Source organism: Flavobacterium sp. FlaQc-47 (assembly GCF_044006475.1).
GTDB lineage: Bacteria > Bacteroidota > Bacteroidia > Flavobacteriales > Flavobacteriaceae > Flavobacterium.
The window spans coordinates 1-12,399 of record NZ_JBIPCQ010000002.1 but is presented as its reverse complement, the minus strand read 5'-3'; the positions used below and the strand labels follow the sequence as shown (position 1 = coordinate 12,399).

The window sequence follows — 12,399 nt, the reverse complement described above, 5'->3', positions numbered from 1 at the left end:
ATTTGCAATAAAGTGAGTTTAAAATTTGACATTTAAACTTAAACCGAAACTTCTGGTTTTTGGCACTCCAAATTGTTCTACACCCTGAGCATTTCCTGCGCTAAATACAGATTCAGGATCTACGTTTGGTGTTTTCTTATAAAGAATAAATAAGTTTCTTGCTACAAATGAAACCGAAGCTCCCTGAAGTTTTGATAATCCTTTTATTTTTTCAATTGGTAAATCATAACCCAGAATTACTTGTCTCAGTTTTACGAAACTTGCATCGTAAACAAATGTTGATGAAATGTTTCTTAGTCCATCATAATATGTTCTAAGGTTTTCCGGAGCAATTACCATATCAACCGGATTTCCGTTTGTGTCCACACCTTTTATCGGTAAGCCATTTTCACGGCCTTCAAGTGTTAGTTTTGTCAATCCCATACGAGTTCCGTATAAATCTGTTCCGGAATATAAACTCCCTCCAAATTTGCCATCGATCAAAAAGCTGAAAGAAATGTTTCTGTATTTGAATTCGTTGCTAAGTCCGGCTGCCCATGGATGAACTCCCTGACCTAATTCCTGAAGAGGTCCTTGTGCGATTGTTGCAGATCCGCCGCTTACATTATAAACAGTATTTCCGTTTGCATCTACACGAGGCTTGTATCCCTTTATAATACTGTATGGGCGACCAACATCACTTGTAATTGTTACGTATCCGTTTACCGAAGTTGCCATTGTGATCGAGTTCAACTGATCTGTAAGTGCTTCAACGGTGTTTTCATTATAAGATCCGTTGAAACTTGCGTCCCAGGAGAAATTTTCTGAACTAATGATTTTTCCACTCAATAAAACTTCAACACCTTTGTTTCTCATTTTTCCAAGATTCAACAAGGCTGTATTTGCTCCTGAAGCATTAGAGATTGTAGTTTCGACAATATCATTTGTAGTAGCACGGTTGTAATATGCAAAATCAAGATTCAAACGATTATTGAAAAATCCTAAATCGGTACCAATTTCAAATGTTGTAGAAGTCAAAGGACTTAAAGTCGCATTAGGAACTCTTGAACTTGTTGGGCCTTGCAATTGCTGACCATTATGTCCGCCCTGAATCATCGAATAGGATTGGTTCAACGCATAAGGATCCGGCGTTGCACCACCAACTTGCGCCCATGAACTTCTTAGTTTGGCAAAGGAAACAAATTCCGGCATTGTTATAATATCTGATACTATAATACTGGTTCCTACCGAAGGATAAAATACCGTATTATTTTCTTTTGAAAGTGTAGAGAACCAGTCCTGACGACCAGTTACGTTTAAAAATACGATGTTTTTATAATCAAAATCTGCTGCTCCGTAAACCGAATTTGTTTTGGTTTTTCCGTAAGGATAACTGTAAGCAAGTGTCGATAAATTACTTAAAGCATAAAAATCATCTAACACAAAATTAGAACCTTCCACTTTAGTTTCGTCTCTTAAATTAGTACGGGAGTTTACTCCAATTAATGCATTTAAAGAGAAATCATTATAAATGTTTTTCTTTGTATAATTAAGAATTGCCTCAGAATTCAGGTTGGAAATTTTCATTCTGGAACTTTGTGCATATCCCACAGGATTATTTAAAGTTGTTTTTGGGATGTATCCAAAGAACTCATAATCCGTGAAATCCTGACCAATTCGGCCTTGAAGAAATAAGTTTGGTGTAAAATTCATTTTTACATTCAACATTCCTATAAAGCGGTTTTTTGTGTCGTTGTTCTTGATTTTATTCACTACAAAATAAGGGTTTGTGGCTACAGCAACAGGATTCCAGGCTTCTTCAACACCATTTGCATCGTAACCCGGAGCAAGATTTCTAATGTCAACGGTGTTGGCGATCATGTACGTTCCCCAGTTTGGGTTGGCTTCAGCATCAGAAACGGTAACTCTGTTATTTGATTTCTCTAAATTATATTGTGCTACAACATCAAATTTCAACCAGTTTGTTAAATTCACATTGCTTGCCATATTGACGCTTTTTCGGTTAAAATCAGTATTGGGCACAACACCTTGATTTTCCATGTTTGAAAACGAAAGACGTCCGGTTGCTTTTTCATTTCCGCCTGATAAAGCTATCGAGTTAATAAATGTTGTTCCTGTATTATAGAAGTTTTTAATGTTATTTTTTTGGGCAACATAGGGTCTTTCAACTCCGTCAAACTGAACAACATTTGTACCGTCCATTTTTGCTCCCCACGACCAGCGTCCGTCTGCAATAGCTTCAGCCTGAGTTGTTGGTTTTTTTCCATTTGCTCCTGAACCATATTCATACTGCCAATCTGGTATGATGGATGGCGTTTCAAAAGTAAACGAAGTATTGTAGTCCACTCCAATTCCTTTTTGAGCAGATCCTCTTTTCGTCTGAATCAGGATTACACCATTTGCGGCATTTGCGCCATATAATGCGGCGGCAGTTCCACCTTTTAAAACCGTAATTGTTTTGATATCATCCGGATTAATTACTGATGTTCCGTCACCACGATCTACATTAATTCTTGTGGATCCGGCTCCGTTGCCAATTCCCGGTAAGTTAAGTTGAGTGTTGTCAATTGGTAAATCATTTACAACATACATCGGCTGGTTATTTCCGTTCAACGAACCATTTCCTCTAATTACAACCCTGCTCGAACCGTTAGGTCCGGTTGCGGTACTGCTCACGTTTACACCTGCAATTTTTCCCACTAAGGCATTAGCGATATTCGTTTCTTTGGCTTTAGTAAATTCAGTTCCTTTAAGCTCGGTTACTGCATAAGCGACAGATTTACTGCTTTTTTTAACTCCTAATGCCGTTACTAAAACCTGATCTAAAACATTTTCGGCAGGTTTTAATCTTATAGTTAAGTTTGAAGACTGGATTAGCGGAAATTTTGAAGTTTCGTAACCCATGTAAGATACAACAAGATGACTTTCGTGTTCCGGAACTTCTAATTTGAATTTTCCGTTTTCATCAGATATTGTTGCTATTTTATTATTGCTTTCTGCATAAATGGTAGCTCCGGCAATTGGCATTCCGTCATCCTGACCTAAAATTTGGCCGGTAATCTCAATTTGATTGCTTTTTTGTTCAAAAAGGTGCTTTTTAATTGCAGCCTCTTTTGCATTTGCTGAGAAAATCATTCCCCCAATAAATACTAATGAAATGAGCGTTGTTTTCATAATTGTTTGGTTTTCATGTTTTTTTGGTTTTTGTTGGCGATCAAATATAAAAATTAAATCTACATGTTTGCATATTTTTTGCAATAAGCGCATATTTTTTGCAATATTTTCTCGTGAAGTATTTTTAATATCTAAAAGAGTAGTGATATTTAGCGGTATTTTGAGAAAATTTTGCAGATAATGTTTTTTTTGCAAAAATTAATTTTAATCTTAAAATTCGTATTTTTGAAATATGAAAATAGCACTTATACAATCAGATCTATATTGGGAAGACGTTTCTAAAAACAGAAAAAGCTTTGAATCGAAAATAAACGAGATCGATTCTGGAGTAAATTTGGTCGTACTACCGGAAATGTTTTCAACAGGATTTACCATGAATGCACCTCAGGTTGCTGAAACTATGCAAGGTGAAACTGTGTTGTGGATGCAATCACTCGCAAAACAAAAAAACTTCGCCATTACGGGAAGTTTGATTATTGTTGAAAAAGAGCAATATTATAACCGAATGTTTTTTGTTTTTCCGTCAGGTGAAATTCAGTATTACAACAAACGTCATTTATTTTCACTTGCCGGAGAAGATAAGTTTTATACCAGCGGAGATAAAAAAGTAATCGTAGACTATCTGGGCTGGAAAATTTGCCTGCAGGTTTGTTACGACTTAAGATTTCCTGTTTTTGCAAGAAATGTAGAAAACTATGACTTGCTTTTATATGTGGCAAATTGGCCAAAAGTAAGAACAAACGCCTGGGATGCTTTACTAAAAGCAAGAGCAATCGAGAATTTAAGCTACGTTGTTGGGGTAAACAGAATAGGTCTTGACGCCAATAGTTTTGAACATATTGGACATTCGCAAGCTGTTGACTTTTTAGGAAATTATATATTAGAACCTCAGGAAACCGAAGCGACTTTTATAGTAGATTTAGATAAAGATGTAATGTTAGAAACTCGAAAAAAACTCGATTTTTTAAGCGATAAAGATACTTTTGAGATTAAAATCTAAAATGCTTTTCTCTTTTTCTCGTCCTCTTTTTTCTTTTTGTCGACTTGTTTTTTCTCTACTTCCGGATTAAAAGGAACGCTTAAATCAATTGCCTGATCTACATCCCAATTCGTTCGCACGTCAACATCTGATTGAAAATAAAAGACTTCCTCAGCATATTTTTTGTTTAAAAAATCTCCTGAATCATACATTTTGTTCTTATTATCATCATAGATTATTCTAATAGTAAATTTTTCAGGCACCATTAAATTGAACTCAATTTTAGTTTTGCCTTCAGAATAATCAGTTGCATAAACAACGTCACCTTTTTTGTTCGTTACTTCAACAATAATAGGAAAACGTTTTACATTTTGTAAATTCAAAACCAGGTTTCCGTAATCAGAGTATTCCTTTGTCGTTAATTTATAGATTAAAGTATCGTTTGATTTTTCGTAAAAATCAGTCAATGCGCCCGGGAAAAAAGTAATGTTGTACTTTTCAACAGGCTCTTTTTTGAAATCAAGATATAATTTTTGCTCAAATTCATCATATTCTGTTGTATAATCTACCGCAACAGAATCTTTGTTGACTAATCTGATTTTTGATTTGTCAAATTTCACTAATGGCGTTGAAGATTCCAGCGTAAATCTTTCCCTGAAATTTAGAGTTCCGCTTTGTAATGCTGTAATATTTAAGGTGTCTTTCTTTTGATCTTTAACTTTAAAAGTAAACTTTTTATCATATTTATCCTTGCTGATTTCCATTGATAATGAATCGGCTTTTATTGGTTTATACCAAACTTGCAAAGAATCTTTTTTAGGAAAAGCAGTTACAACGGTTTCTAAAACTTCATTATTGTTTTTAAGCACAATTTTAGGTTTCGAAGTTTTAAAATTTTGTTTCCCTTCATAAGGAAGATAAACTCTGTTTCCAGAAGCCTGAATTGGTTTGAACGCTTTAAGCGGAAGTGTTTCTTTAAATAATTCCAGTTCAAAAACGCTGTCATTTGGAACCGTAATATAATGTTTAAGAAAACCTATTTTATCATCTTTTGGATTGTATCTGTTATTGCCGCCTTTGTCTTTCAGGGCAACTAATAAATATTTTCCCGCCTTTAAATTTTCTAATTTAAAAGTTCTTAAACTGTCTAATGTATTGGTGATATATCTCGGGGTTTGTTTATAAATCAGTGAATCTTTAAAAGTATCATTTACTTCATATAACATTACAGATACAAAATTGTCTACGTTTTTTTCATACGCATCTCTAACAATTCCGTTAATTGACAGCGAATCAATATATGATCCTGTCGAAAAAATATACTTGAATTGATTGATGGCATTTCCCTCATTATTATCTGCAATACTTTGCCCGAAGTTAAAGCTGTAAGTAGTATTAGGCTGTAAAGTATCTTTTATTTTTATGGTAAAAACTTTACTTGCGATCGTAGGCAAAATCACCGGCTCATGTTTCATTGGCGGTGAAATAATAAGCTGCTTGTTTAGATTTTTAAGTTTTACATATTCATCAAAACCTAAAATGATTTCGTTTCCTGTAAAATTAGTGCTCATGTTTTTAGGAGAACTATATCTTAAAACCGGAGCAAGAGTATCTTTTAATCCGCCGGTAATGCTCCCTCTTTTAGCGCAGCTCAACATTAAAAATACCAGTAATAAGGAAATATATCTGAAGTTGTTTTTCAACATAACGGTTTCTGAATTTGATTGCACAAAATAACGATTATATTTGCTTTAATTGAAATTTTTTATCCATTTATTAGGATTTATAGCTTTTGTCCGGCGCTATTTTTTTGAATTTGAAATCATCAACAGGATATAATTTCTTACTTTTGATTTCAAATTTAATTTTCCCCGGTTTTGATAAGAAGATATTTCTTTGGTTTGCTATTTCTTTTACTGATTTCCTGTGGTAAAAACGAAAAGCCAATTGTTGCTTTTTATTATTGGAAAACCATCTTTAAATTATCTCCAGCCGAGAAAGAAGTATTGCGGGATAATGACGTTAGTAAACTTTATATCCGATATTTTGATATAGGCTTGCATCCCGTAACCAAAGATCCATTTCCGGTTAGTCCTGTTCACTTTAAGGAAAATACCAATAATTTTAATATTGTTCCAGTAGTTTTTATCCAAAACAAAGTTATGTTGAGGTCAAATCTTGATATTGATGATCTGGCGCAAAAGACAATTCGTTTAGTGGGAGAAATTAATGCTAAGAATAAAATTAGCTGTCAGGAAATTCAAATTGATTGCGACTGGACTTTAAAAAGCAAAGACAATTATCTTAAATTTATAGAGCAATTCAAAAAACTTTCAAATAAAAAACTTTCAGCAACAATACGGTTGCATCAGGTAAAATATTTCAAGACAACAAAAATCCCAAATGTTGATTCCGGAGTTTTGATGTATTATAATATGGGAACAATTGCGCCAGATTCGCTAAATTCAATTTACAGTAAAAAGATTTCAGAAAAATATCTTAAAAGCTTAAAAAAATATCCATTGCATCTTGATTTTGCTTTGCCCATTTATTCCTGGGCAGTTCATATCAGGAATCAAAAAGTGATAGGTTTACGTTCAAAATTAAATGTAAGCGAATTGAAAAAAGATGCTAATTTTAAACCAATAAGTCCAATATTTTTTAAGGTTATAAAATCCAATTACAAAAACGGCGTTTTTTATGAAGAAAATGATTTGCTCAAAACAGAGGCAATTTCTTCAGAAGATTTAAAAGAAATGGCGGAACAATTAGATGAGAATGTGGTTGATGCTCCAAGGGAAATTATATTTTACGATTTAGACGAATTCAATATTAAAAATTATGAAAAGAATATTTTTAAACAAGTTATTTCTTGTTTCTAGTGCTGCATTACTTTCGGTATACGGAATAATTTATGCTTGTGCCGGCGGCGATGATTGGGACTTTATGGGGTATAATTCTAATTTTACTCCGGAAACATTTACAGATAAATCCTATTCGCCACTTTTTTTATCAGGGGATATTTTTTACGGAATTGGTTTTGATACACAACATAATTCAAGATTTAATGATGATATAAAATCAGATTGGGAAGGCTATTTAAAAGGGAAAGCAGATGCTGCTACAGTAAATTATTTCCTGATTGGTGAAGAAACCAACATGTATTCATCTGACAAAAAAACTGCCCAGAATAAAACAGATATTACGCAGCTTCACACTTTTTTTAAAACCAAAAAGGAAAATCCAACTTCATTAAAATGGGGAAAGAAAATTAGTCTGAAAGATGCTAAAGTAAAAAGCTTTATTGAGTTTTTATATCTGGCGCAAAAAATAGAAACCGTTTCTATTGGTGACGATTATTGGAGTTATGATCCTGTTGTGGCGAAAACTTTTGACGATTTAAAAATGATTCAGTCCATTGAGAATGTTTACAATACGACTTCAGATTCATTTTTGAAAAACAGATATTGGTTTCTTACTGCAAAAGCGTATTTCTATAGCAGCAATAAGAAAAAAACAATTGAATTTTTTAATAAAACAGAAGCATCTGCGCCTAAAAATGTTTTGTATTATCGTGCGCTTTCTTACATCGCAGGAATAAATTACAAGCAGAAAAAATATTCAACTTCAAATTATTTATATGCTCAGGTATTTGATAAATGTCCCGAATTAAGGGTTGTTACGGCGTATAGTTTTCATCCGCAAAATGATGCCGACTGGAATAAATCTTTGGCATTAGCTAAAAATAATAAGGAAAAAGCGGCGCTTTGGGCAGTTCACGGATTTTATAAGGACGAAACTCAGGCAATAGGTAAAATTTATGAATTAGATCCTAAAAGTGAACATTTAAATTATTTGCTAACGCGTTTGGTTAATAATCAGGAACAAGCGATAAATAGTTCATTTGAAGCAAAAACAAATCCGGACGATTATAAAACTCCGGCTGTAAAACAAACTGTTGCGGAAAACAAAGAAGCCAATAAAGCTAAGATTAACGTTAAGGCTTTTGATCTGGTAGCTAAAATTGCGGCTGCCGGAAATACTGAAAAACCCTATTTATGGGATATTTCATTAGGATATTTGCAAACGTTAAAAGGTGATTATGCTGCTGCGGACAATAATTTGAATAAAGCAGAAAAAACAATGCCTAAAACGGAACTGGCAAATTATCAATTACGATTGCTTCGTTTTGTAAATAATATGAGTAAAATTGATAAGCTGACGGATAAAAACGAAAAAACAGTTTTAGCTGATTTGAACTGGTTGTATAATGAACTTCCAAAAACATATAAAGGACAGGAATTTCGTTATCAAAATGCAGCTTCATGGAGTAAGAATTATTTAGCGACACTTTATCGTGCAAAATCAAATCCTGTAATGGTGGAATTGTTTGGAGGTGAAATGCCGGAAAATTATTGGGGTGCCGGAAACTCGTTCTATGATAATGAAAAGAGTTTGTTAGATATGAAAGCATTTTTGGCTAAGCCAAATAAAACCGAAATTGAGAAATTAGGAGCAGGGATTTACAACTTGAAACTGAAAGATATTAATAATTTTCAGGCAGTTCAGTCGACATTCAAAAATAAAATTCCGGAAGCAATTGCTTTTATTCAGCAAACAGATTCGGTTCAATATTATACTTTTTTAGGAAATCCGTTTAACGGAAATATTAAAGATTGTCACGATTGCGATCATGCAGCGTATCAAAAAAAGAAATATACTCAGCTTGATTTTTTAAATACCATAAAATCAATGCAGGATAAACTGGCTCAAAAAGAAGATGTTTATACCAATAGTTTATTGCTTGGGAATGCATTTTATAATTTAACTCATTTTGGGAACGGCAGAACTTTTTATGAAATAAGTATTGTAGGATATGGTTCAAATCCTTACTCATTTAGGGATTCCATGAAAAAAATGATTACTAATTGTGACGTTCCTAAAATGTATTATCAAAAAGCATTTGAAGCCGCGACGACAAAAGAACAAAAAGCGAAATGTATTTATATGCTGGCAAAATGTGAGCGTAACGAATATTATAATAATAAGTATAACGGACTAAAAAATTGGTGGGAAGCCGAAGATGATAAAATCAATTTTATTGCCTGGAGCAGTTTTAAAACCCTGAAAAAAGAATATTCAGATACTAAATATTATCAGGATGTAATTGCTGAATGTGGTTATTTTAATACTTACGTGAATCAGTAGTTATAATTAATTGCTTTTAAATTTAAATGTCATGGTAAATAAAATAGAACATATAGGAATAGCAGTTAAAAACATGGACGATGCCAATCTGTTGTTCGAAAAATTATTAGGCGTTCCGTCGTATAAAATGGAAGAGGTGGAAAGCGAAGGCGTTTCTACTTCTTTTTTTCAAACAGGAACCAATAAAATTGAACTTTTGATGGCAACAAATCCGGAAAGTCCAATTGCAAAATTTTTAGAAAAAAAAGGAGAAGGAATTCATCACATCGCTTTTGATGTAGATGATATCCATGATGAGATTGATCGCTTAAAAAATGAAGGTTTTGTGTTGATTAACGATGTTCCCAAGAAAGGTGCTGATAATAAATTGGTGGTTTTTTTACATCCAAAAAATACAAATGGCGTTTTAGTGGAGCTTTGTCAGGAAATTAGATAAAAAAATGTAGTTTTTTTATTTGAAATAAGATGTTGAAAATCAATTATGTTGTGAGAATATAGCGACTACTATTGAAATTAAATAGAAATCATATCCCAAAATATTTGGAGTGAATAAAAAATAGTAGTAATATTGCATCCTCAAACCGGTCCTATAGCTCAGCTGGTTAGAGCACCTGACTCATAATCAGGTGGTCCCTGGTTCGAGCCCAGGTGGGACCACAGTTTAAATTAAGCCTTTACAGTGATGTAAAGGCTTTTTTGTTTTATGACAAAAATTTATTTTGATCAATCTCAAAACGGATCACGAAAACCTGTGGAGAGAGAAAAAGGATCAGGTGCAAAAGTTGGGGATTAAGCAAAAAGATTAGATGATCTGAATAAGAAAAAATCTATATTTCTGACTCCTCTAAATTGAGATCTAGACGCTTTTATTTTTCCGTTGAAAGATTCTGCTGATGCATTGGTATCATTTGATAATAATGTATGATTGTTCGGGAAATTGTGTCAAAAGACTTAAGCTGAGATTGATTTATCTTTTTATACCATTTGGCTAGTTTGGCAAAGCCTATGATTTTATCCCTTGTATTCTTGAAGATTCCGTGAAGCTCTAGGATTACACTATATTCTTTTGAATATCTGGATATAATTCAAATAATAACCTCACGCGCTCTAATTGATTTTTAATCCATTTCGGGTTAGTTTTCTGTAAGAAATATCGACTCCTGGCAAGTAATTGATTAAGAGTGTCTCGTTAGGGGGTATTGCAGATTCAAAATTTATATTTGACTTCTTGGAGTTTTCCATTGTTTCATTTTCCAGATCTATGGCTTGCAATCGGTATTTGATTCTGATTTCCTGCAGTGCTTCTGAGTTAATCTCCTTTGGATACAGATGTATGGTTTTGCCTTGTCTTTTATAACGAAGTAACTTCAAAATAATCTACTGTTATCTCAGGTAGTAATAACTTGAGCATATCGATAAAAGAATCTTGTATTCGGTAACAATTTGGAAATTCAAATATCTAGATTTAATATTTCTCCAAACAATAGTTTTTGATCTATGCAATCTGCGACGCGCTTTGCGTTTGAAAAACATCTTTTAGCAACTATTCAACGTCTAAAGTAATTTCTTAAAAAGGTTTCTTGCTGAAGAGGTGTTTTTATAACTGCCCCTTCTCTCTGCAAACCATAGCCACTATAGGAGATTTATGCCTTTTGTTGATTTGTTGGTCATAAATAGTATAAGCGTACCATTAGAAACGAAGGTTTCACCTATGCATAAATGGTTTTCAATATTTTGCGCGAGAGTAGGAAAGTATGTATGTGCTTAGAAAGTGTTGAATCGTCAAATCAATTTTATGAGTCAGCATATAACAGTACTTAAATCTGCGAAGTCCATAAAACAGATACATCTTAGAAGGATAAGATTGCGAAAAGCAGATTGCTATGCTGAAAATTCCTATGAAAAGCAAAATTGGTGAAAAGCTAAGCTTTGTGTTATCAGAGTGTTAAGAAAAAGTTTAGCAAAACATTGAAATTATAGAATAAAAAGTCTTGTAAATGTAAGTAAAGGGTCTACTTTTGCACCCGCAAGAGCGACAGACGTTCCCTGAAATACTGACAAGCAAACGAAATCAAGGAGAAAATTTATTTTCAAAAAAGATTTAAAAAAGCTTGTGGGATTTGAAAGAAGAAGTTACATTTGCACCCCGCAAAACACGGAAAGTTCATTGAGAGATTGGTAGGTTTTAGAAGTGAAAAGAAAAGAAAATTTCTTAAAAAAAACTTCAAAAAACATTTGCCAGTTAGAAATAATTTTTCTAGTTTTGCACCCGCTTTGAGAAACAAGCGAAACAAAAATTGAAACACGTTCGTAGACATATTGAATTGACAGCCGTTTTAGCAGAGATGTTAAAACAAAAGAATAAAGAGTAAGATAATCGAGAGATTTAAAAGAACCGATAGAGACTGATTCGAATAACAATAGCTTGAGCAATCAAGCACACAATATACGATGAAGAGTTTGATCCTGGCTCAGGATGAACGCTAGCGGCAGGCTTAACACATGCAAGTCGAGGGGTATTTATCTTCGGGTAGAGAGACCGGCGCACGGGTGCGTAACGCGTATGCAATCTACCTTTTACAGCGGGATAGCCCAGAGAAATTTGGATTAATACCTCATAGCATTGCAGAATGGCATCATTCAGCAATTAAAGTCACAACGGTAAAAGATGAGCATGCGTCCCATTAGCTAGTTGGTAAGGTAACGGCTTACCAAGGCTACGATGGGTAGGGGTCCTGAGAGGGAGATCCCCCACACTGGTACTGAGACACGGACCAGACTCCTACGGGAGGCAGCAGTGAGGAATATTGGACAATGGGCGCAAGCCTGATCCAGCCATGCCGCGTGCAGGATGACGGTCCTATGGATTGTAAACTGCTTTTATACGAGAAGAAACACTCCTTCGTGAAGGAGCTTGACGGTATCGTAAGAATAAGGATCGGCTAACTCCGTGCCAGCAGCCGCGGTAATACGGAGGATCCAAGCGTTATCCGGAATCATTGGGTTTAAAGGGTCCGTAGGCGGTTTAATAAGTCAGT

The 12,399-nt window shown here is 34.1% G+C and carries 8 protein-coding genes, 1 tRNA gene and 1 rRNA gene; 6 read left to right on the top strand and 4 right to left on the bottom strand.

The features are described 5' to 3' along the window. Nucleotides 1-18: 18 nt before the first annotated feature. The gene (locus ACHRVX_RS06135) at nucleotides 19-3,174 is read right to left on the bottom strand and encodes a SusC/RagA family TonB-linked outer membrane protein (RefSeq protein WP_395330308.1); all 3,156 of its coding nucleotides are present in this window, start codon (nucleotides 3,172-3,174) and stop codon (nucleotides 19-21) included. 232 nt (nucleotides 3,175-3,406) lie between these two features. Between ACHRVX_RS06135 and ACHRVX_RS06130 the strand changes: the two genes are divergently transcribed. Further along, on the top strand, nucleotides 3,407-4,174 hold the full coding sequence (locus tag ACHRVX_RS06130) for a nitrilase family protein (RefSeq protein ID WP_395330306.1): 768 nt from the start codon (nucleotides 3,407-3,409) through the stop codon (nucleotides 4,172-4,174). Here the strand turns inward: ACHRVX_RS06130 and ACHRVX_RS06125 are convergent. Continuing rightward, nucleotides 4,171-5,859 carry an Ig-like domain-containing protein gene (locus ACHRVX_RS06125; protein ID WP_395330304.1) on the bottom strand — a complete coding sequence of 563 codons (1,689 nt, stop codon included), beginning with the start codon at nucleotides 5,857-5,859 and terminating at the stop codon, nucleotides 4,171-4,173. The two genes, ACHRVX_RS06130 and ACHRVX_RS06125, sit on opposite strands and share 4 nt — an antisense overlap. A gap of 171 nt (nucleotides 5,860-6,030) precedes the next feature. On the opposite strand from ACHRVX_RS06125, the gene ACHRVX_RS06120 reads away from it, so the two are divergent. The 4 genes from ACHRVX_RS06120 to ACHRVX_RS06105 all read left to right on the top strand — a co-directional run bounded on the left by ACHRVX_RS06120 (nucleotide 6,031) and on the right by ACHRVX_RS06105 (nucleotide 10,018). Then, nucleotides 6,031-7,035 (top strand): hypothetical protein, encoded by a 1,005-nt coding sequence (locus ACHRVX_RS06120; RefSeq protein WP_395330302.1) that lies wholly within the window; start codon nucleotides 6,031-6,033, stop codon nucleotides 7,033-7,035. After that, nucleotides 6,995-9,361 carry a hypothetical protein gene (locus tag ACHRVX_RS06115; protein ID WP_395330300.1) on the top strand — a complete coding sequence of 789 codons (2,367 nt, stop codon included), beginning with the start codon at nucleotides 6,995-6,997 and terminating at the stop codon, nucleotides 9,359-9,361. Before ACHRVX_RS06120 ends, ACHRVX_RS06115 begins: the two co-directional genes overlap by 41 nt. 31 nt (nucleotides 9,362-9,392) lie before the next feature. Further along, nucleotides 9,393-9,797: a methylmalonyl-CoA epimerase gene (mce, locus tag ACHRVX_RS06110; protein ID WP_395330298.1), complete on the top strand. Its 405-nt coding sequence runs from the start codon at nucleotides 9,393-9,395 to the stop codon at nucleotides 9,795-9,797. 147 nt (nucleotides 9,798-9,944) lie between these two features. Continuing rightward, a tRNA-Ile gene (locus ACHRVX_RS06105) sits at nucleotides 9,945-10,018 on the top strand. 132 nt (nucleotides 10,019-10,150) lie between these two features. On the opposite strand, the gene ACHRVX_RS06100 is transcribed toward ACHRVX_RS06105, so the two are convergent. After that, entirely contained in the window at nucleotides 10,151-10,231 is an 81-nt protein-coding gene (locus tag ACHRVX_RS06100) for a hypothetical protein (RefSeq protein ID WP_395331618.1), read from the bottom strand. Between the two features lie 237 nt (nucleotides 10,232-10,468). Then, a complete protein-coding gene (locus ACHRVX_RS06095) occupies nucleotides 10,469-10,732 on the bottom strand; it encodes a hypothetical protein (RefSeq protein ID WP_395330296.1) in 264 nt (87 codons plus the stop codon). A 1,077-nt stretch (nucleotides 10,733-11,809) separates the two neighbouring features. Here ACHRVX_RS06095 and ACHRVX_RS06090 point away from each other — a divergent pair. Further along, nucleotides 11,810-12,399 (top strand): 16S ribosomal RNA (locus tag ACHRVX_RS06090); the annotation flags it as partial.

Bases quoted from the DNA above. Each gene is read 5' to 3' on its own strand.
- ACHRVX_RS06135 (WP_395330308.1), bottom strand. From the start codon at position 3,174: ATGAAAACAACGCTCATTTCATTAGTATTTATTGGGGGAATGATTTTC.
- ACHRVX_RS06130 (WP_395330306.1), top strand. From the start codon at position 3,407: ATGAAAATAGCACTTATACAATCAGATCTATATTGGGAAGACGTTTCT.
- ACHRVX_RS06125 (WP_395330304.1), bottom strand. From the start codon at position 5,859: ATGTTGAAAAACAACTTCAGATATATTTCCTTATTACTGGTATTTTTA.
- ACHRVX_RS06115 (WP_395330300.1), top strand. From the start codon at position 6,995: ATGAAAAGAATATTTTTAAACAAGTTATTTCTTGTTTCTAGTGCTGCA.
- mce (WP_395330298.1), top strand. From the start codon at position 9,393: ATGGTAAATAAAATAGAACATATAGGAATAGCAGTTAAAAACATGGAC.